A 20,540-nucleotide genomic window follows, 5' to 3' on the forward strand; every position below is an offset into this window, starting at 1 on the left:
CCATGTATGCACAGGGAAATAGCAATATTCCTGACCACCCGATGAATACGAAGCGATCTCTTTTTAGCCAGTCGTCTACGACGTCAAACCATCCTCGACTCGCTGGCTGTCCTACTGCTATTGTCATAGCAAAAACTCCAGATCTTATAATTTCATGCTAGAATCGTCTGCCTTTTCTGGTAATTTTACAACTACCCAGAGCAGGATATGAGTTGATTTGTCAACTTAGTTTACGATTCTTTACTTATTCTAATCATAGTTTTACTATTAAATGCCGTTTTGTGACAATATCCTTGACAGAATTTAATCTTTATTTAAGCTAAATGAGGTAAATCACAGACAAAATTATTTGGCATCTATCAATTGACGTAAGTAAACATTGCCTATTGTGACTCTTTAGGTAGTTAAAATGAGAATGAGATTTACAGTTGCTAAGTACACAAATAGTTACAATGTTTAACATTGATTTGACACTCAAAAACACGCCCTTTCCACTTTCTGTGCAACGCAAGGTTGCAGAAGACGCAGAAGCTGTTTATCAGAAGCTTTTGCAAGCAATGCAGTCTGGTAGTACTGAAGTCGTAGAATTGACCTGCGAGAGCCAAACTGAGAAAAAAGTAGCTGTACGAGCTAGTGATATTTCTAGTGTCCAAATGTCTCAAAAAACAGGGACAGCGGCTGGCGGTAGACCGCCTGGCTTTTTTGCATTAGCAGAGTAAACCTAACAGTTGGTGGTCATATGGCTGATGCTATTCAGGCGCGCGATTTGTGTTTTGGTTGGGCTAATGGTGAGGATGTTTTAAAGTCCTGTAGCTTAGAAGTCCCTCAGGGTGAGTTTTGGATGCTGCTAGGGACTAATGGTAGTGGAAAATCAACCCTATTAAGATTACTAGCAGGTTTATTAACTCCTCAATCTGGTGAGATTAATGTTATGCCGCCAGTGGGTTTTGTATTTCAAAACCCTGACCACCAATTGGTCATGCCAACTGTTGGCGCTGATGTTGCTTTTGGATTGGTAGAGGAAAAATTATCTCCTAGCCAAGTACGTCATCGTGTTGCAGAAGCTCTATCAGCAGTAAATTTATTAGAGTTACAACGAAGACCAATATATGCTCTAAGTGGCGGACAAAAGCAACGAGTCGCGATCGCAGGTGCGATCGCACGACAAAGTGAAGTACTACTATTAGACGAACCTACAGCTTTACTCGATCCTGATAGCCAATTAGACTTGGTTGCACAAGTAAAACGCTTAGTTAAAAGTCGTAATTTAACTGCATTGTGGGTAACACATCGCTTAGACGAACTCAATTATTGTGATGGTGCTTTTCTTTTAGAAAAAGGCTTTTTAGTAGATCGTGGAGATCCTAAACGGCTTCAACAACGTTTAATGCAAGTAGGCTTAGCCTCATAGTGTAATTTTTCCTGAAAAAAAGAGTGAAACAACCATCTATGTAAAAGCTTGGTTGTTTTGTATGACTAGTGTATCTACCGAAATGTTATAGGATATACCTCGATTACTATTAAGATGTGAATAAATAATGTTAACTTTAGCAATATTTGCTGTTCATCATGCCCCGTTCCATACCACAAGCTGTCCTCCTAGTTGATGGCTATAATATAATCGGTGCTTGGTCTTGCCTAAAAAAGATTCGAGACACTGAAGGTTTAGAAGCGTCGCGCTGGCAACTCATTGAAGACCTCACAAATTACAGTGCGTATCAAGGTATCGTGACTCAAGTTGTTTTTGATGCTCACTATCAAAACACTTGTAGCAACTATGAAGTCATTACAGAAAGTCTATCAGCGTACTACACCAGTTTTGGAGAAACCGCTGATACTTACATAGAAAAGGTATGCGCTGCTTTTCGACCTTATCTTCGAGGAACCTTACCTATCAAGACAACAAAAAACAGCAAACTACCAGTTTATTCCCAAACTTCGCGAATAATCGTTGCTACTTCAGATAGGGCACATCAATTAACAGTTGTAGGTTATGGTGCAGAATGGTTGTCTGCTGCACAACTTAAGTTTGAGGTACAAACCACAGCGCACCGAGTTCGACAAAAAAATAAGTCTCGGCAACAACCGTCTAGCCGTTTTTTAGCAAATTCTATAGATGCTAAAGCTAGACAGCGCTTATCAGAGATGAGAATGGGAACAAAGAAATAGATATGGCTGTATCAGCTAGCAAGAACGCTGCATCAACGTGTAGAAGAGAGCCTCAGGTTATAAAAAAGAGCCTGAATAATTTTTTTTGCCAAAACACTTGCCAAATGCGATCGTTTACTATTAATATAGGAATTCGCAATCCTCAGTAGCTCAGTGGTAGAGCGGTCGGCTGTTAACCGATTGGTCGTAGGTTCGAATCCTACCTGGGGAGTTTAAAACAATATCGAGATGCAAGACCACAGCGTTTGACTTATATTGTTCTTGGTGAGTACAAATAAGCTGTTAAGTCTGCGCCAGTTATTCAAGTTAACTGGTAAACAAAGAGATTGGTTTTTCGATTCGATATATAAAATGTGATTCAATTCAACCGTATATTAAAGTATTGGTTGTTGTGTGACTCGCTTTTTTACTTTGTTCTGCAGAAAGTTGCTCTAAATTTGAGAATACAGTAAATATTTTAGATCTATCCAAAGCTCGATTCTATACTCGTGCCAAATAAGTCAAAAATATATAAATTTAGTTATCGGCACATAACAAGTAAAGAGTTGCAACAGGAGTGCAGTAGCTCTTGCAAAATTTAATTTTAGTAGAAACTATCTAGGAGTTAAATGTATGTCTCTTAAAAAGATTAAGGATTTTGCTCCAAACTATATCGAATTCTTTGATAGTAAAGATTTTATAGGGTTTAATGTTTATACGGAAAAATCTGGAGAAAAAGTTGGCTATATCAAAGACATCTTAGTAGATGAGAAGGGATACTTTCGCTACTTTGTTGTTGATTTTGGTTTATGGGTATTTAATAAACAGGTTATGCTTCCTGTGGGATGTTCTCAAATTGACTATGAGGCTCAAAAAGTTTTTGTTTTAGGTGTAGATCGCAAACAAGTAGAAAGTCTTCCTGCCTATAACGAACAAGTAGAAATAGATCAGGAATATGAAGAAAACCTGCGAGAAGCATATCTTAATGTGACATCAGCTATTGACTCGGCAGTACTCTTATCAGAAAGTCAAGTTCCTCGGATTAAGCAAGCTGATGCAAGACAAGCTAATTACAACTATACACAGGCTGCAGACTTATATGAATTAAGCGATCGCCATCATCGAGTTATTAAAGAGTATCAAGATAGATTGATTGCTGAACATCAAACACGGCAAGAAAAAGAAGTAATCGATCAACTTGTTACAAAAAACAAAAGCGTTGAGCAATTAGTGGTTTCTTCATCTACCTCTAGCACTCAAGCAACCCATAAAAACAAACCTACTCGTTGCGCTTGTTTAATCTTTAATCCTGTGGCAGGTCAATCTAACTCAGAACAAGACTTAGCAACAATCACAAGTCTGCTAGAGCCAGAATTTGACCTTGATATTCGGATGACAACTCCTGACAAAGATGCTGACGAAATAGCTAAAGAAGCAGTAGAACAAGGAGCGCAAATTATTATTGCATCTGGTGGAGATGGGACACTTTCGGCTGCTGCAGAAGCCGTTGTCGGAACAGGAATTCCTTTAGGTGTGATTTCTCGCGGTACAGCAAATGCTTTTGCAACCGCTTTAGGCATTCCAGCTACAATTCCGGCAGCTTGTCAAACTATATTGGATGGTAAAACACGTACTGTTGATGCTGCATATTGTAACGGTAGACCTATGGTTTTGCTAGCTGGAATTGGATTTGAGGCAGAAACCGTAAAACGAGCAGACCGTGATGTGAAGAATCGATTTGGTATGCTAGCGTATGTTTTAGCTGGTATTCATGAATTACGTAATCTAGAATCTTTTGAGACACGTATCGAAACTGAAGACAAAGTAATTACCCTGAATGCTGCAGCCGTCACCGTAGCCAATGCTGCGCCACCAACTTCTGTGCTTGCCCAAGGACCAGCAGAATTATTAGTTGATGATGGTTTACTAGATGTTACTATCGTTGCACCAACAAATACGATTAGTGCGATCGCTGCTGCTTATAACCTCTTACAGTCAGCTTATAGTGGTGAAGTAGCTGATAGACCTGATACTGGTTTCCTACGAGCAAGAAGCATTAAAATCTCCACTAATCCACCTCAAAGAGTGGTTGTAGACGGTGAATTGATGGGTAGTACGCCGATTGAAGTTGAATGTGTTCCTGGCGGTTTAACAATTATAGTTCCCACTGTTCCTGAAGAACTCGCAGAGGAGAAGTTAGACGGACTACCTAATCTACAAATCAAGTTTAAAAAACCACCTGTAGCAAATTGAAAGTAATTGAGCTGCATTGAGAATATGCAGATTGATAGAGACAGCAGATTGTTGTCTGAAGTAACCTATGCTTGGTTCAAGAAATTTGTTGAGCCACGTACATTATATGGGCTTTGATGATAGTAACTTTAGCAATCAGCGCAACAATCAACAGTTTAGAAACATTAAGTTAATCATAATTATTCCTGTAACTACACTGAGCAGTTATAGTTCTACTGTCAGCACAATAAGATAAAAAACCAAATCAACGAAGTACAATAGAGAGATACTATATATTATGGAATTTGTGTCCGATCCGCCGATATCCGTCAAAATCGAGAAAATGAAGCAACGGGTACGGTGGCAAGACCCACTCATTTTTGAAAGACAAATTGACCAAACTCGGTTTGTTTTCGCCTCAGAGGAAGATAACCCAGAATTTTCATTTTTGGTTGTTGGCGATAGCGGTTCAGGAAAACACCGAAAACACAATCCGCAACGTCAGATCGCTGAACGCATGTTGGAGCATTGCGATCGCAGCCGATTTATTTTACATACAGGTGACGTCGTATATTTAGTTGGCTCTAGTGAATACTACCCAAAAAACTTTATTGAGCCTTATAAAGAGTTTATTGTCGGTGGCGAAAAACCAAAAAAAGTAGCCTATGATGAGATGATCTTCAAAACACCAATACTACCTGTGTTGGGCAATCACGATTACTATGACTTGCCGTTAATTTATGGTCTGATGGGAGGTGCCACATTACCTATACGTCGCCTTTTAAAACTGCGATTGGACTTAGATATTGGTTGGCATGGTTCTTATCAAGGTAAAGCTTATGCCAAAGCATTTATAGACTACTTAAAAGCAATAGATTCTGATAAAGAATTGCAGCGCCATCTAGACAAACACTACACTGCAACAACAAGTACCGGTCGCTGCTTGCTCTACGAACCAGGACATTTTACGCGACTGCCTTATCGATATTACACTTTCCGCAGTGGTGGCATTGATTTTTTTGCGCTGGACTCAAACACCTTTAACGCTCCTGCGCCGTTACCAACAACAGGAGAAGGTAAAGCATATCGACGTACTTTGGAAGCTCGTATTTATGAATTAGAACAAGAAAAGTTGCAAATTATGGAGGAAGCAGCGAAGCTCAATCATAATTTACCAGAAGATGCTGAAAGACTTGATGATTTAGAAGCAAAGTTAGAGCAAACAGAAGAAATCAAACTTGATATTGATAAGCAATTAGCAGCAGACGAATCTACTGTAACTGACTTTGAGCAATTAACATGGCTACGACAAAGACTGATTGAATCATGGAACACGCCAGAAGTTCGGGGCAGAGTCATTTACTTGCATCATCCACCCTACGTCACTGAAGCATCAAAGTGGTATCAGGCACAAACTTTAGCAGTACGTCGTAATCTGCGTTGGGTTCTTGATGAAGTTGCAAAAGAACTGGGCGGGCTACCGCAGCGTCCGCTTGTCGATTTAGTATTAACAGGTCATGCACATTGTTTAGAGCACCTTTCCACAGGTGATACCGGACATGCAGATTCTTATATTAATTGGATTGTCTGTGGTGGAAGTGGTTATAGCTTGCGGCGACAGCGTAAAGAAGGAACAGAATTAAAAGAGACTTTTGGGAGTATTGAGCGTGAAGTTGCGCGATCGCATCTTTACATTGGTCGTAGCGGTCACGGTTCGCACAAACGACGACCCTATTCATTTTTACGGATTGATGTCAAAGCAGGAAACCCTGCCAAGTTTGTCGTTAAGCCTTTTGTTGCCGAACGATATCAGCGTGACTGGTTGGAACAAGACATTGAGCCATTTAGGATTTAGTATTTACTGTGTCGTCTGTTAAATATCTGCGTTACACTAACCGACAAGTTCTATCTTACGAAAGATGAAGTAGATGATTCACTGTTGATTTATATAAAGCTAGAAACAATAGTACATTGATACTACCGCTTTGTTAACTAAAGCAACAGAGTACTTCAGAACGGCAAAAGTTGTCACGCAAAAAGTGGCTGAATTGCTATCTGCTCAAGTTTGTGTCACTAATGAGCAAGGAATCGTCATTGCTAGTAGTAATTTAGAGTTAGTTGGGCTTTCCAGCAATGACCTGGACAATACTGCAACCAACCATTACCTGCGAGTCCCTTTATCGGTCGATATGCAAGCAGGTGAAGTCATTGTTGGTGAACCTTGCAATGGCGATGTTATCTCTCCGCGTTTGGCGCAGGTATTAATAGAAATGGTTATCAATCAAACAGCCATAATTGATAACCTCCCAACTCAGCATCAACTAAAAGATAAGTTTATCTACGATTTACTGCATGGTTTGATTGATGAGACGACTGTTGTTCGCTATAGCAAACTTTTAGGATTAGACTTATCACCACCTCGTGCTGTCATTTTAATAGATGCTTCGGAATACATTTTAGGCAATCATCCTCAACAATCAGAAGAAACCGTTGAAGTCAAAATTCGACGTCGGGCGCAGCTGGTAATTAGTAGTATTGTCCGATTCTTTCTCTTGCCGAAGGATACAATTTGTGCGTACATTGGTGATGGGGAAATAGCCGTATTAAAAGCAAGTAATACAAAAAATCTTGCAAATTGGGCGAAAAGTGGAGATGTGCTAGAACAGTCTAGTTATTCTTGGGCAAATCTTACTGCACTCAATCGCGCAGCGATCGCACTTTTAGCTTGTTTAAGAGCAGATACAGGTACAGAAATTAGCATTGGAATTGGGCGATATCATCCAGGAATTCAGGGATTGGCTCATTCTTATCAGGATGCACGGGCAGCACTATCTCTAGGCTGTCGCTTTCATGGAAAGAATCAAGTTCACTGTCTAGCCCAACTTGGAATTGCTGCTTTAGTTGGTGTTTCTGATGAAAAAACGAAAATTGAACTAGCAACACACCTCTTGAGCCCCCTCGATCGCGAACCAGAATTACTAGCGACTTTGGATACCTTTTTTGCAACAAATCTTAGCTCTAAAGCAACTGCTAGTCAGTTGTTAATTCATCGCAATACTCTCACCTATCGGTTGGAAAAAATTACATCCCTGATAGGACTCGATCCACGGCGCTTTGATGATGCTGTGCAAATTCGTCTAGCGTTGTTATTGCGATCGCTCAACTCAACATTTGCTGCAAAAAGATAATATCAAATTTAGTTAATTACTTACTATTTAAAGTGATGCTTTGATGAGTGACTAGTCACTAGCAACTCAATGAATAGTCAGGTGATTCAGCCGGAAAGGATATAGCTTTAGGATGGTATGACATCGTGAAAGCGGGAATAATCAAGATAGCGATCGCCATTTGAAGAACGCAATATAATATCCACGAATCTCATATTCCATAATATGTCACCAGCAACATAAATATAACGAGCATAGATTGTTTGGGAAACAGTTTCATCAATGCCCATAAGTGTAATAATGATTGAAGACTCCTCTTGTACAAGCGTTTCAAGTGTAGAGCCATGTAAAGGACTAAATTTATCAATTGGGTGCATAGCTGTCCAAGAAAGAGCAAAACTGGGATTCTGGCTGCGTATTAGTTGTAAGTCATAGACTCGCCGCATAAAATGTCCTTCCGCGTTGACTTCATCTTTTGCCAGACGTACGCGCAGTTCTGCTTCTAAAATTTGATTGCCGCGCTTGTTAGCTGTGCGAAACATTAGAGTAGGTACTCCGTTATAGGAAGTAATCACTGCAACGCGGCTAAAAATTACCCTCGCAGTAGGTTGTGACAGGCGAGCAAAGGCTAGTCCAGTTCCCATGGCTAACCCAATTAAACCCAAAAGCGATTCAATCGTAACTAAGATGTTGGCATAAAGTGTTTGAGGGTACATTGCTCCATAACCAATTGATGCCATAGTTTGGATACTAAAAAAGAAGGCATCAAAAAAGTTACCAGGTCTTGCATTAGCAATGCTATTTTCTTCTACCAAATATGCCAAAGCAAAGAAAGCATTGCCCAGTATGTAGCCTAAAGCAACGATCGCCAAAAAACCAGTCCAAGGAACAGTAAGTAATAAATGATACGGATCGCGCCAGAAAGAGTACCATTTACCCACTCCGACAATATTTAACCGCCCATCTTTTTTGACGATCTGGACTACCCGAGATGAACGACGTTTCTGCATCGTGAGCCGCTCCTAGTTATCTGATGTATTTATCGGTTTCTCCGACGTGGCGATCGCCTACTTCCACCACCAAAAATACGACTCAAAAAGTTTGAACGCTTGCGCCGAGGACGCTCAGTTTCAGGTGGCTCGTTAGGTTGCATGCCTTGTTCTGCGCGAGCTTCAGGAGTTAAAGGTACAGCATTTTCAGCAGGCGTGATTCCCGAACCAAATCTTCTGGCATAAACTTGAGTAAACTCTGCACCCAAAAGTAAAATTTGCGCAGCATAAAAAACCCATGCCAGGACAACAACAAGTGAACCAGCCGCACCATAAACTGAACCAAAACTACTATTACCTAAATATTGACCGAGTAAAAATCGACCAATCGAGAATAAAAACGATGTGATAATTGCACCAATCCAAACATCACTCCAAGTAATTTTTACATCTGGCAGAATTTTGTAAATTGCAGCAAATAAAAATGTCGTAACAATAAAACCAAAAACAAATGAAAACAACTGCAAAAATGAGCTAAGAAAGGGGAACCAGTTACCAAAAAAGTTAACAACTCCTGCTAAACCTGCACTGAGTATGAGGGAAACTAGCAATAAAAAGCCAATCCCTAAGATCATGGCAAACGATAAAAAACGGTTGCGAACGACATTGAGTAAACCTTGCTCAGGTTTAGGTTTAACTTCCCAAACTGTATTAAGTGCATCTTGCAATTCAGCAAATAAACCTGTAGCACCGAAAAGCAAAACAACAACACTAATGACTGAAGCAAAAGTTCCTTCAGCAGGTTGACTAGCGTTTTCAATTGCTGTTTGGATAAACTCAGCACCGTCTCTACCAACCAAACCTTGGATTTGGGCGACAATTTCATTTTTAGCAGCGTCTTCTCCAAAAACAGAACCAGCGATCGCAATAACAATAATTAGCAATGGTGCTAAGGAAAACATTGTGTAATAAGCTAATGCTGCCGCAATGCGAGCAACTTTATCTTTATTCCATTCGGCAATTGTCTCTTTCAACAAACTTATAATGACTTTGACGTTCACAGATATCTCCTGAGCACGGGATATAGCTTGATTTAATAGTTGGCTTGAGCTAGAAAAGTTTTAATGATATGTGCTGGTAGTAGACAGTTTCTCAAATTGTGAGTGATTCCTGTTGCAGGATACAAGCAGACGCAGTAGATAGTAAGTATTAGCCATTACCTTGCTAAAGAATTTCATACTCTAAGTTCGTTGGATGACAACAGCTTTTGGTATCGTAGTGCAAAAGATAGATTTTTTGTCAATCTGCAATAAGTAGTACAAGTGCATACCCAGCAGCACCGAGCGCAAATGCCCAAAAGCGGCTTTTCCGCTCTTCTGGTAATTCTTCTTTGAGCACATTAAGAATAACTCCACCTGCTACAAAAGCAAAGAGTCCTCCTATTGCCATATCTTGAATTTCTGTAGCTTGCCCGATTAAGAACCCAAAAACAATAGCGATCGCCAGTATCCAACGTCCTAGTTTGTCATAGTCACGCTTGTGGTTTTCTCGTAAACCGTAATCGTTAACAATAAAATGTAGTGCCATAGCAAAAGCGAATAATAATACATTTGTGGCTCCTGGTTCTTGCCGATGCACTAACAAATAACCAATGAGTGCGTTGTAACTGGAAAAAGAGAGAATATGAAGCCAAAAAATACGCAAACTAGTCCTATCTTTCTTTCCCGCTTTGCGACTACTACGACGTGATATATTTGCGGCTCGCTCTAAGCCATAAAAAACAGCTAAACCAGTCAGCGCAAATAAATAAACATGATTTTCTAAGTAAACAAATATACCGTTATTATTTTGCTCAAATGCACGTTGTCTTTCACTGAGTTCAGGTAACAAATGCACAAACACATAAGCGACAGAAACACCTCCAGCCATCGATAACCAGCGGCTGCGAGGTATAGTATCAAGAAAGCGTAACCTTCCGGCAAAGATATGTACAAAAGCAAGTCCGACTGCAAGCAGTGCTGTCAGGATCATATGTATTTTCTAGAGTATTCCTACATATAACTAGAATGCAGAACCATTAAGTGTAATTTCAAAGTTAAATTTGTTCATCTACAACTAACTTACAAAATATTACTCAAGATGACAGATTATAAATATATAGCTCTGGTCAGGAAACTATCGCAATATTACTCAGTCGAAGTATTAGGGATTTTATTAACCACTAGCAAACTTGAGTGATATCACTCTTTAATATATTGTTATTTTTATGCATACGCTACTAAAAAGAAGGCATTTCTTAATGGGTTTAGGTGCATTGACCGGCATGGGAGCCTTCACAACTGCATCTCAACTACGACACTTCAATAAACTTGTACCCGCACTAGCAGATTCTTCCAGTATTGCTTTAGCTGCAGAAGTTGCTTTACACTCCTCAGCTAGAACGAAAGGATTAATTTTTGGTGCAGCCGCAACTTATCAGCAGTTGTCCTCAAACAAGGCATACGCTAACTTATTTGCCCAACAGTGTGGTATGTTAGTGCCCACTAACGAACTGAAATGGCAAGAACTACGCCCTAGCCCTGGTAGATTTAATTTTACGCGGGCAGATTGGATGGCTCGATTCGCTCGTTCGCATGGAATGTTATTTCGCGGGCACACTTTGGTATGGCATAAGGCTTTACCCAATTGGTTTGCCAGTACAGTGAATAAACAAAACGCTGAAAAATATCTTAGAGAACATATCTCTCGCGTTGCTGGGCATTATGCTGGACAAATGCACTCTTGGGATGTAGTAAATGAAGCAATTGATCTACAAGTGCAACGTGCAGATCAATTACGTAACACTCCTTGGTTAAGGTTTTTAGGTCCAGAGTATATTGATCTTGCATTTCGTGCTGCAGCTGAAGCTGATCCACAAGCTTTGCTTGTGTATAACGATTTTGCAATCGAGCATGACACTCCGCAAGCCGAAGCCAAGCGTACTGCTGTACTGCGGTTATTAGAACGTTTAAAGTCTAGAGGAACTCCAGTCCAAGCTTTAGGAATTCAAAGTCACTTGTTTGGTCATCCTGATGGTGTCAAATTTACGCAAATACGTAGGTTTCTGCGCAATGTTGCGGATTTAGGCTTACAAATCATGATTACAGAACTTGATGTGAACGATCAGCAGTTACCCAGAGATGCTGCTGTTCGCGATCGCGCAGTTGCGAAGATCTATGCAGATTTTCTGTCCGCCGTGCTTGATGAACCAGCAGTAATCGCAGTCATGACATGGGGATTAAGCGATCGCTATACGTGGCTAGCCAACAGAAAACCCCGTGGAGACGGTGGAGGATTGCGACCGTTGCCTTTTGATGAGCAACTTCGACCTAAACCAGCATGGCAATCTTTAGCAAGTGCGATCGCACAAGCGCCTTCCCGTTCATCTCAACCAGGATTACCAATTCCAACAAGGTTCCCTGATATTCAAGGGCACTGGGCGCAAGGTTACATTCAAGCATTAGCTGACAAAAACATCATTAGTGGATTTCCAGACGGTACGTTTAAGCCTAATGCACCTGTCACTCGTGCTGAGTTCGCGGCAATTGTCACGAAAGCTTTTCCCAAAGCATCGCAAAACAATCCTAGTATAGAATTTGTCGATATTTCTCAAAGTTTTTGGGGTTACAGTGCGATTCAAACTGCTGTGAGAAGAGGCTTTCTTGTTGGTTATCCTGGCAGAATTTTTCAGCCTAGTCAACAAATTCCCAGAGTTCAAGTTGTTGTAGCGTTAGCAAGTGGCTTAAATCTCAGCAGTAACAATACTAATGTACTGTCTTTTTACCAAGATGCAGCACAAATTCCTAACTATGCAACTAATAAAGTTGCAGCAGCTACTCAAAGGCGGATGGTTGTTAACTACCCGACAGCAAGACAACTAAACCCAAATCGTAATGCCACTCGCGCTGAAGTTGCAGCGTTTGTCTATCAAGCTTTAGTTGATGCAGGTCAAGCACAGCCAATTAATTCTCCTTATTTAGTACGAGTTTGAATCACAGATATTCTTCGACTGAATTGGGGGTTATTCAAGCAAAGTGTACCTTGGTAAACCAAGACAAGATTTTTAGTAGCCCAACAAGATATCAGTAGCTTCAGTCGGGCGATCGCCTTGACTCACCTCAACGACTAAATCTGCATTGGCGCACCAGGGCCTAAGGGAAGTCCTAAAAACAACCAAACAAAGAACAATACTGTCCAACAAATTAAAAAACTTAACGAATACGGTAGCATCAACGAAATCAATGTACCAATGCCTAGGTTTTTATCATATTTTTGCCCAAAAGCAACAACGATAGGAAAGTAAGGCATCAGTGGCGTAATAATATTTGTTGTTGAATCTCCAATTCTGTAAATCGCTTGCGTCAATTCAGGAGAGTAACCAATTAACATTAACATTGGCACAAACACAGGTGCCATGACAGCCCATTTTGCTGAAGCAGAACCAACGAATAAATCAAGAACAACTGTGAGTAAAATAAATAGTAGTAAAATTGGTGGACCAGTAATTCCTGTAGCCCTGAGAAAATTAGCACCACTGACTGCAGTAATGATTCCCAAATTACTCCAGTTGAAATATGCAATAAATTGAGCAGCAATGAACGCAAGCGCAATATAGTATCCCAAAGAACTCATTGCACTGCCCATTGATTGGGCAACATCTTTATCATTGCGAATCGTACCCGCAGCTTTACCATAAGCGATCGCAGGAAGTAAAAAAGCGATCGCAATCAAAAACACAATTCCATCAATAAACGGTGAAGGAATAATCGCAGAGGTTTCAGGATCGCGCAAAATTCCTTGTGGTGGCAACAACAATGCTAAAACAAAAACAACAAAAGCCAATAACGCATAACCTGCCCAACGCAATCCTTTGCGTTCTCTTGCAGTTAGTTCTTCTAATACTGCTTCTTCTCCCTGATAGCGACCAAGGCGTGGTTCTACAATTTTGTCAGTAATATACCAGCCAACGAGGGTGACAACAAATGTAGAAACTGCAAGAAAATAGTAGTTCGCTGTAGCATTGACTTCGTAGTTAGGATTAATTAGTTGTGCTGCACTTTGCGATAATCCGGCAAGGAGAGGGTCTAAAGGGCTCAGCAATAAGTTAGCACTAAAACCACCCGAAACACCTGCAAACGCCGCTGCCATGCCTGCTAGGGGATGACGTTTAAACGCTAAAAAGACAATCGCCCCTAAAGGAACTAAAACGACATAACCCGCATCTGATGCGATGTTAGACATCACTCCAGCAAAAATAACTGTTGGAGAAATTAACCTTGCAGGTGCAACAAGTACTAACTGACGAAGTAAAGCTGCAAGTAAACCTGTTGCTTCCGCAACTCCCACACCTAACATCGCAACAATTACAGTTCCCAAGGGTGGAAATTCAGTAAAGTTGGTAACTGCTTCGGTGACAATACGACGGATACCATCAGGTGTCAAAAGTGATACAGCAGCGATCGTTTCATTGTTTCCTGGATTAACAACACTGACATTGAGTGCAGCAGCGATCGCACTAATGACAATAACAGCGAGACAAAAGATAAAAAATAGCGTTAGCGGATCGGGAAGTTTATTTCCTACGGCTTCAATAAATGCCAGAGACTTACTGATCCAACCTGGTTTTTGAGGAGGACTAGATTGTTCTGGAGGAGTTGTTTGTGTCATTTACTCCTACCTTATGTATTAACTATGATTATTCGGGTTACTAATTAGTAGTTGGTAGTTAGTCACTATCGTCCTAAAAAGCAGAGTTATGAATGTTAGATTTTGAGGAGTAATAGGGTTAACTCATAATTCAAAACTCAAAACTTTCTAAACAACTTGACTACTTTTCGCGATCCGCTTGAAGTTATACATACCAAAAACAAGCCAAAACGCTAAGATACCAGTTGTCAGCAGTAGCACCGGAACAGGACCAAACTGGGCGATTAACAGTGGTGCAGCTGCAGTAAATAAGCCTCCACCGACGATTGGTTCAAATAATAGTTGCTTGTACGCAAAACTTTCAAAAGCACCAGAACGATTGTCGGGATCAACCATCCGCAGCAAAACTAAGCCTGTTGCAGTAACGCCCATTGATTGTCCTAAATCTCCAATACCACGTTCAAACCAAAATGTAGGGAGAATACGCGGTCCAAGGTAGATAAATGCTAAGACATTCCACGCAATACCAGCTACCGATAAAATTAGGAATGGACCAATGTTGCTACCTAAGACGGCTAATGAAATTGAAGCGAGTGCAGTTACAATTGTGACATCTAATGCAACTCCGCCAATGCGCTCAATTAATGGACGACTAATGAGATAACCGCGTCCTGTACGTTCTAAGAGTAGCTGCACTATGAGTCCGCCAATGAGTGCAATTGGAAACAAAGGTACGTAAGAAAATAATTCAACTCCTGCGCGTCCCCAGGTAATTGATTCAATAAAAATCAGTGCTTGTAAAATTAGCCAACCGATTGCGATCGCTAGCCCTACAAAGCTTAAGTTTAATGATAGGGGATCAATAAGCAAGTCGCGCATTAATCGGGCACGGGCAACTCGAATTGTTTGATCTTCATTCGGGCGATTGTGAGAATCAAAGCTTCCCGCTTCAGGATCTTCACTACGCACGACTTGAATTCGTCCTGTTTTTCTCGCCCAGTCTGCAAGCATCGTACCAGCAACAATACCAGAAACAATTCCCACAGTAGCTAAGCCTAATGCTAAATCAGGTCCAACTGTAAAACCCAAGTTATTGAAAGTTTCTGCCATTCCGGCTGCGGTTCCGTGTCCGCCTTCAAAGCCAACTTCAATTAACGATGCAGCGATCGGACTCATACCAAAAACGGGAGTTAGTACTAAAATGGCGAGTAGAAGCCCTACTACGTACTGTCCCCAAGCCAGTGTTTGTCCAAAAGCAACCTGCGGCGAGGCTTTGCGCCAAATATCTCTTGGACTTGGAATTGACTCTCCAATAAAAAGCGTTGCAAAAACAACATTGATAAAAACACTGGGAGATTGCGACCACACGTTACGGATAGTTTCTGGAAATAAGCCTTGGGCAAGTGGAACTTCTGATCCTGCAACTGTAGCTGCGATCGCCCCTAAAACTTGTGGACCTAAAAGTAAGGCAATAACTCCTGAAACAATAGAACTTGGTAGATAGAGATCTCGCAAGAATTTGATCCGCTGTCGTACAAATCTACCGACTAAGACTAATAGCGCAATTGTAATAAAAGCAAAGAAAACATCAATAAGTTGAAACATAGCACCCATCCCTACAAACGCAATATAGGCGTTTGCTTGTTGTATAAGTTAGGCGTTTGCAGCAAGTTTACACTCTAAAGGTGTCACTAATGCAAGTAATTGAAAAGTTTTTAACCTTGTTAAGATAAATGTGTTGTATTTCCAGATACAAAGTGAGCAACTATTATTTAATAGCTAAAAAAATAGTTTAAATTGTGTTAATATAAATTTTCTTGATAGTTTGATTGATATTAATGCTCTGCAGGTATATTTTACAAATTAGTTACCAAAAACTAAGTAGGAGGTTTTGCGTCTATTAAAAGGTTTTGAAGTTCTTTATTATTACTAAAGTTATTAATAATATATTGAACTCCTTTACTTGCTAAAGCTTTACCAACACCAATAAAGGGAAGCTTTAGATTAATTGCTGCTTTAACATCCCAAGTTCCATCTCCAATAAATATAGTTTTTTGAAAAGTGTCAATTTTATAATGTTTTTTCGATCTCAATATAGCTATTTTTATGATATCTTCTCTAGAAAGACTATCATCTGATGAAAAGAGAGGAAGATTATTAAAATCTATACCAGCTTTTTGTAGTTTAAATTTTGCAGAATCTTGCCATCCTCCAGTTGCAATAGCAATATGATATTCAAGCTGTTGTAACTTGCTTATTACACTTGTTGCACCTGGTACTGGATTAAACAAATCAGAATTTTGTGTTGCTTGATTCAACAAATCAATAAAACGTCTTTTCAGTCTAAATACTTCCTCTTTGGATGGAAGACGTCCTAGCGGCTTTTGAAAGATTTGCTGAGTGATTCCGGTATCTGTACTATGTGTATAGTCTTGCCAATTTTGATTTATGTGAAGTATGTTAAATTCTTCATAAAAGGCACGAACAAAGCAATCAGCATCAACTTTGTTTGTATTGGTAAGTGTGCCATCAACATCAAAAATTACTAATTGCATATAGCAACTTTGTTTGTATTAGAGTAACTTTTTTTATAACGAACCAAATAGGCTTAGCCTTCTCACAGGGTGGGACACATTCCCTGTAGGGGTTGCCGTTAGCCGTAGGCGCTAGGCTAGGACACAAAGGATAAGAGATGAAGTGAGTCTTATTAAGACATTAAACTAACAATTTCTTGTGGAAAGGCAAAAGTACCGTCTTCCTTAGGCTGAAAATTAAGTACTTGAATTACAGCATTAAGGTTTAAAGTACCGTAAATATGAGGAAATAATTTATCTTCTTGACTTCCTTCATAGCGGATTTCTGCTGAAACTTTATCAGAATCAATACATAGTAACACTAATCCTTGTTGATGCTTAAAGAGTGAATTTGCTACTTCGACAACTTGCTGTGGAGTAGAACAGTGAATAAACCCTTCCGACTCTAGCGTGTCACCACAATAGATTTGGGATTGTTGTGCATTTTCCCATTGGTTGCGTTGCGTGATATGTAAAATAAGGTTCATGGTAAGTTAAGTGTCGATCTCGATAACCTGCTTATAAGATTTGCTACCAAATACTTCAATCTAATACAAATCTAACTAATATAGGATCTCCATTGACTGTTGTCAGTTTATTAAGACATTAGTTAAAAATTGGTTACTATCTTCCTAGAAAGAGAAACTATGAGCGTTGAGTTTAAAAGCATTATAATGACTCACCGTTGAGGGTTGAGTGAAGAACATTCTTCAATTCACAACTCTTGATGATTCAAAAGTTACTGAGATGGTGCAACAACGGGTAACAAAACTTGCGAAGGGCGATCGCCTCCACAATGAAGTGTTAAAGTAACAATCTGTGAATCCATCAAGCGCGTACTAGCCATAGGTGAACCTGTCCCAGGATTAATGGGATACGCTGGAAAACACGCTGCACTCAAACTTAGGCGCAGGGCATTACCTTTAGCGATTCTGACGCACGTTGGTTGTAAGACGACTCGTAAAGGCGATCGCATATCGTTTACGTGTAAATAACCTTGCGTTAAGTTATAGACTTTACCATCAGTACAAACTTCAGAAAGTACTGCACATAAGTCATGGTGGGGAGTATCAGCATCACACCATACTTCTACTGCAACATCACCCGCAAAATGCAGATCAGATTCTAATGGTGCTGTTGTATAAGTTAAAACATCAGAGCGCCGATCTATATGCGATCGCTCAAATGAGCCTGCGGGTAATGCAGCATGACCTCCAAGTGATGGAACTGGTCGCCAGGGGTCGTGAACTATAACATCGGACGGACACAATTGTGCATAAATCGTGGTTAGCTTGCCTTCATCTTCGCGGACACTTGCTAGTCCACTACTTGACAAATAATACAACTTATGGTGTTCTTTGTGCCAGTCGTTAAACTTACGCCATTGGTTACTGCCCATTTCAAATAAACACACTGGCGGTTCTTGCGACAATCCTCGGTCAATTCCTTTAAGGAACTGATCGAACCACTTTACTTGCAAGCGATCGACAGGATTCAAAGCTTCGATGCCAAAATCAACATCGCCTACCTTGCGACTCCAAGGCAAGTGTGCCCAAGGTCCTACAAGTAACTGTTGACGATACGCACTACGAGCAGCAAAATCTTTGTACAGGTGGAGTGTACCGCGCATATAAGTATCAAACCAGCCGCCGATATGGAACATTGGTAAATCGACGTTTTGCAAGTACTTCTTGGGTGAAATTTCTTCCCAGTAGCTATCAGGTTGCGAATGTTCCAGCCACTCATGGTAAAAGGCATTCGGTGCAAGTTTGCGCAAGCATTCATTGAGGCTGGGAACAGGATCGTATAGTGGTATATTCTGAGCCGCTGCATAAAGCGTATGATGGGCAGCAGCATCGCCTTGTAATCGTGCAGTTTCCGCTGCTAATTGAATCGCCCAACCCAGATTCGTCTGCAAACAAAACGCGCCACCCTCATACACCCAGTCGCTATACAAATCATAAGCAATCATCGCTGGACAAATCGTTTTTAACGCTGGGGGTTTTGCTACTGCGGCGTATAACTGCGTCATTCCCTGGTAGGAAAAGCCATACATTCCTACTTTGCCATTGCTACCAGGTAAATCGGCTGCCCAGTTTACGGCGTCTTCACCGTCTTCAATTTCGTTAACAAATAACTTGAATTCGCCTTGTGATGTACCCCTTCCCCGTACGTCTTGAATCACCACAATATAGCCATGAGCAGCATACCAGCTAGGATGTGCGTAAACTACTGTAGATGCGATCGCCCTCCCATACGGCTGTCGCATCAATAATACTGGAAATTCCCCTTCAGCATCAGGGCGATAAATATCTGCATCTAACCGCACTCCATCACGAGTTAGCATTGATGCACTTTCTTTGGGATGCACCGTTAACATAATACTGGTGCAGGTAAGCGACGCAAAACAGCTAAATCCTCCTCATCTAATTCTACTGGCGTACCACTGCGAATTAACTCTGCAAAGTCTTCATTCGGTACCATGATACATAATGCATACAGCCGAGTCGAACCTGTATTTTCAATCATGTGTGTCCCTGTAGGAGGAACTAACAAGCTATCTCCTGCTTGAATTGATACCGTTTTGCCATCACAAATAGCACATCCTTCTCCGGATAAAATGAAAAACATTTCGACTGCCATTTGATGGCGATTTGGTGGCGTTTTGCCGCCAACGTCAAAAATCTCTACACAAATTGTTAGCGAGATATTTGCAGTAGCAGTATCAAAGACAATTGCTAATTTATTCGTGTCACCAGGACTAATCTTAAAAGCTTGATAGTCTTGAGGCGACTTGGCAACGGGGATCATACAGCGAGTTGTGTCCATATGCTAATTGCTAGTTGCTAGCGCATTAAGGATTGCTTCAGAATCAGTAACAAAACCAAAACACTGCTTTACGTTATAAATTGTTGCTTGCCAGCAGTATTCTGGAGAAGTTGTTGCGGTACAGTCTTTTACTAATACACAGTCATATCCTAAAAAATTGGCATCTTGCAAGGTTACTAAAACACATTGATCGGCGTTTACTCCTGCAAATAGCAGTGTAGTTTTGCCCAAGTTACGCAGGATGCTATCAAGCGGTGTATCCCAAAACCCACTCATCCGATATTTATCAACACGAATGTCTTGTGGTAACTGTTTGAGTTCGTCTACAACAGCCGCCGACCAACTTCCTGCCATTAATACTCTAGCGCTATTACTCGGTAAAGGATCGCCTAGCCCAATACCATCACCTGTGGGATTGTAGACGTGTCGCACACTTGCACTGATATTGAGTAAGTCAGGACGATTTCCCCAATTTATCCAAAGCACTGGTACACCGCTGTGACGCAATACTGGAAGGAGTGTGTTAATCGGATCGATGGGCTTTCGGGCAGGAGTAACATCGACACCAATGTGTGCTAGCCAACCGTCAGGATGACAAAAGTCATTCTGCATATCAATAACTAAAATCGCAGTCTTAGCTAAGTCGATGTTTAGGATTTTGGTTTCGGTTTTAAGAGTGATAATTTTGGGTGCTGATGGCGGACGGGTAATATCGGCGATTGCTTCATTTACTGCCCAAGCATTTGGCGGAATTCCTAAGGTTCTTAAAGGTTGATTCATAAATTTAAACTTTCGTTTTTTTCTATTGTCTTAAGTTAATTTGAGTTAAGTTTAAGTATTAATTTTTACGGTTATATAGATGGAGAAAATGATATTTTGATTGAACCACATTGGCGTAGCCTTCCCGCAGGGTAGGA

Annotated in this window: 17 protein-coding genes, 1 tRNA gene and 1 pseudogene; 8 read left to right on the top strand and 11 right to left on the bottom strand. The window is 40.6% G+C overall.

Features of this window, described 5'->3' with window-relative positions; translation table 11 throughout:
• Positions 1-127 (bottom strand): annotated as a pseudogene (locus IQ230_RS04135) (photosystem II D2 protein (photosystem q(a) protein)); the annotation flags it as partial.
• A gap of 325 nt (positions 128-452) precedes the next feature.
• On the opposite strand from IQ230_RS04135, the gene IQ230_RS04140 reads away from it, so the two are divergent.
• The 7 genes from IQ230_RS04140 (at position 453) to IQ230_RS04170 (ending at position 7,568) form a co-directional block, all read left to right on the top strand.
• A complete protein-coding gene (locus IQ230_RS04140) occupies positions 453-719 on the top strand; it encodes a hypothetical protein (RefSeq protein ID WP_193930811.1) in 267 nt (88 codons plus the stop codon).
• A 20-nt stretch (positions 720-739) separates the two neighbouring features.
• On the top strand, positions 740-1,411 hold the full coding sequence (locus IQ230_RS04145; protein WP_193930812.1) for an energy-coupling factor ABC transporter ATP-binding protein: 672 nt from the start codon (positions 740-742) through the stop codon (positions 1,409-1,411).
• Positions 1,412-1,569: 158 nt separating this feature from the next.
• Positions 1,570-2,169, top strand: coding sequence for an NYN domain-containing protein (locus IQ230_RS04150; RefSeq protein WP_193930813.1), 600 nt, complete (start codon positions 1,570-1,572; stop codon positions 2,167-2,169).
• Between the two features lie 139 nt (positions 2,170-2,308).
• Positions 2,309-2,380: transfer RNA gene (locus IQ230_RS04155), tRNA-Asn, on the top strand.
• 401 nt (positions 2,381-2,781) lie between these two features.
• Positions 2,782-4,401 carry a YegS/Rv2252/BmrU family lipid kinase gene (locus IQ230_RS04160; protein WP_228054569.1) on the top strand — a complete coding sequence of 540 codons (1,620 nt, stop codon included), beginning with the start codon at positions 2,782-2,784 and terminating at the stop codon, positions 4,399-4,401.
• Between the two features lie 277 nt (positions 4,402-4,678).
• On the top strand, positions 4,679-6,235 hold the full coding sequence (locus IQ230_RS04165) for a metallophosphoesterase (RefSeq protein WP_193930814.1): 1,557 nt from the start codon (positions 4,679-4,681) through the stop codon (positions 6,233-6,235).
• Positions 6,236-6,365: 130 nt separating this feature from the next.
• A complete protein-coding gene (locus tag IQ230_RS04170) occupies positions 6,366-7,568 on the top strand; it encodes a PucR family transcriptional regulator (protein WP_228054570.1) in 1,203 nt (400 codons plus the stop codon).
• A 107-nt stretch (positions 7,569-7,675) separates the two neighbouring features.
• Here the strand turns inward: IQ230_RS04170 and IQ230_RS04175 are convergent, their stop codons facing one another.
• From IQ230_RS04175 to IQ230_RS04185, 3 genes are all read right to left on the bottom strand, one after another.
• Positions 7,676-8,557, bottom strand: a complete 882-nt coding sequence (locus tag IQ230_RS04175; protein WP_193930815.1) for an ion channel — start codon at positions 8,555-8,557, stop codon at positions 7,676-7,678.
• A 29-nt stretch (positions 8,558-8,586) separates the two neighbouring features.
• On the bottom strand, positions 8,587-9,597 hold the full coding sequence (locus IQ230_RS04180; RefSeq protein ID WP_193930816.1) for a YihY/virulence factor BrkB family protein: 1,011 nt from the start codon (positions 9,595-9,597) through the stop codon (positions 8,587-8,589).
• Between the two features lie 238 nt (positions 9,598-9,835).
• Positions 9,836-10,567: a hypothetical protein gene (locus IQ230_RS04185; RefSeq protein ID WP_193930817.1), complete on the bottom strand. Its 732-nt coding sequence runs from the start codon at positions 10,565-10,567 to the stop codon at positions 9,836-9,838.
• A 235-nt stretch (positions 10,568-10,802) separates the two neighbouring features.
• Between IQ230_RS04185 and IQ230_RS04190 the strand changes: the two genes are divergently transcribed.
• On the top strand, positions 10,803-12,566 hold the full coding sequence (locus IQ230_RS04190) for an endo-1,4-beta-xylanase (protein ID WP_193930818.1): 1,764 nt from the start codon (positions 10,803-10,805) through the stop codon (positions 12,564-12,566).
• Positions 12,567-12,700: 134 nt separating this feature from the next.
• On the opposite strand, the gene IQ230_RS04195 is transcribed toward IQ230_RS04190, so the two are convergent.
• From IQ230_RS04195 to IQ230_RS04225, 7 genes are all read right to left on the bottom strand, one after another.
• Positions 12,701-14,242, bottom strand: a complete 1,542-nt coding sequence (locus IQ230_RS04195) for an AbgT family transporter (RefSeq protein WP_228054571.1) — start codon at positions 14,240-14,242, stop codon at positions 12,701-12,703.
• Between the two features lie 147 nt (positions 14,243-14,389).
• The gene (locus tag IQ230_RS04200) at positions 14,390-15,826 is read right to left on the bottom strand and encodes a sodium/glutamate symporter (RefSeq protein ID WP_193930819.1); all 1,437 of its coding nucleotides are present in this window, start codon (positions 15,824-15,826) and stop codon (positions 14,390-14,392) included.
• Between the two features lie 272 nt (positions 15,827-16,098).
• Positions 16,099-16,776 carry an HAD family hydrolase gene (locus IQ230_RS04205; protein ID WP_193930820.1) on the bottom strand — a complete coding sequence of 226 codons (678 nt, stop codon included), beginning with the start codon at positions 16,774-16,776 and terminating at the stop codon, positions 16,099-16,101.
• 152 nt (positions 16,777-16,928) lie between these two features.
• Positions 16,929-17,282 carry a DUF952 domain-containing protein gene (locus tag IQ230_RS04210; protein WP_193930821.1) on the bottom strand — a complete coding sequence of 118 codons (354 nt, stop codon included), beginning with the start codon at positions 17,280-17,282 and terminating at the stop codon, positions 16,929-16,931.
• Positions 17,283-17,533: 251 nt separating this feature from the next.
• Complete coding sequence (locus IQ230_RS04215) at positions 17,534-19,174, bottom strand: CocE/NonD family hydrolase (protein ID WP_193930822.1); 1,641 nt, start codon at positions 19,172-19,174, stop codon at positions 17,534-17,536.
• The gene (locus IQ230_RS04220) at positions 19,168-19,623 is read right to left on the bottom strand and encodes a cupin domain-containing protein (RefSeq protein WP_193930823.1); all 456 of its coding nucleotides are present in this window, start codon (positions 19,621-19,623) and stop codon (positions 19,168-19,170) included. The genes IQ230_RS04215 and IQ230_RS04220 overlap by 7 nt, the downstream gene beginning before the upstream one ends.
• Before the next feature lie 3 nt (positions 19,624-19,626).
• Positions 19,627-20,403: a cysteine hydrolase family protein gene (locus tag IQ230_RS04225; protein WP_193930824.1), complete on the bottom strand. Its 777-nt coding sequence runs from the start codon at positions 20,401-20,403 to the stop codon at positions 19,627-19,629.
• Between the last annotated feature and the right edge of the window lie 137 nt (positions 20,404-20,540).

The organism is Gloeocapsopsis crepidinum LEGE 06123 (genome assembly GCF_015207655.1).
GTDB lineage: Bacteria > Cyanobacteriota > Cyanobacteriia > Cyanobacteriales > Chroococcidiopsidaceae > Gloeocapsopsis > Gloeocapsopsis crepidinum.

Excerpts from the sequence above, each read along its gene's own strand:
- IQ230_RS04190 (WP_193930818.1), top strand. The coding sequence starts at position 10,803 with ATGCATACGCTACTAAAAAGAAGGCATTTCTTAATGGGTTTAGGTGCA.
- IQ230_RS04200 (WP_193930819.1), bottom strand. The coding sequence starts at position 15,826 with ATGTTTCAACTTATTGATGTTTTCTTTGCTTTTATTACAATTGCGCTA.
- IQ230_RS04220 (WP_193930823.1), bottom strand. The coding sequence starts at position 19,623 with ATGGACACAACTCGCTGTATGATCCCCGTTGCCAAGTCGCCTCAAGAC.
- IQ230_RS04140 (WP_193930811.1), top strand. The coding sequence starts at position 453 with ATGTTTAACATTGATTTGACACTCAAAAACACGCCCTTTCCACTTTCT.
- IQ230_RS04145 (WP_193930812.1), top strand. The coding sequence starts at position 740 with ATGGCTGATGCTATTCAGGCGCGCGATTTGTGTTTTGGTTGGGCTAAT.
- IQ230_RS04215 (WP_193930822.1), bottom strand. The coding sequence starts at position 19,174 with ATGTTAACGGTGCATCCCAAAGAAAGTGCATCAATGCTAACTCGTGAT.
- IQ230_RS04165 (WP_193930814.1), top strand. The coding sequence starts at position 4,679 with ATGGAATTTGTGTCCGATCCGCCGATATCCGTCAAAATCGAGAAAATG.
- IQ230_RS04185 (WP_193930817.1), bottom strand. The coding sequence starts at position 10,567 with ATGATCCTGACAGCACTGCTTGCAGTCGGACTTGCTTTTGTACATATC.
- IQ230_RS04175 (WP_193930815.1), bottom strand. The coding sequence starts at position 8,557 with ATGCAGAAACGTCGTTCATCTCGGGTAGTCCAGATCGTCAAAAAAGAT.
- IQ230_RS04225 (WP_193930824.1), bottom strand. The coding sequence starts at position 20,403 with ATGAATCAACCTTTAAGAACCTTAGGAATTCCGCCAAATGCTTGGGCA.
- IQ230_RS04205 (WP_193930820.1), bottom strand. The coding sequence starts at position 16,776 with ATGCAATTAGTAATTTTTGATGTTGATGGCACACTTACCAATACAAAC.
- IQ230_RS04160 (WP_228054569.1), top strand. The coding sequence starts at position 2,782 with ATGTCTCTTAAAAAGATTAAGGATTTTGCTCCAAACTATATCGAATTC.
- IQ230_RS04150 (WP_193930813.1), top strand. The coding sequence starts at position 1,570 with ATGCCCCGTTCCATACCACAAGCTGTCCTCCTAGTTGATGGCTATAAT.
- IQ230_RS04210 (WP_193930821.1), bottom strand. The coding sequence starts at position 17,282 with ATGAACCTTATTTTACATATCACGCAACGCAACCAATGGGAAAATGCA.
- IQ230_RS04195 (WP_228054571.1), bottom strand. The coding sequence starts at position 14,242 with ATGACACAAACAACTCCTCCAGAACAATCTAGTCCTCCTCAAAAACCA.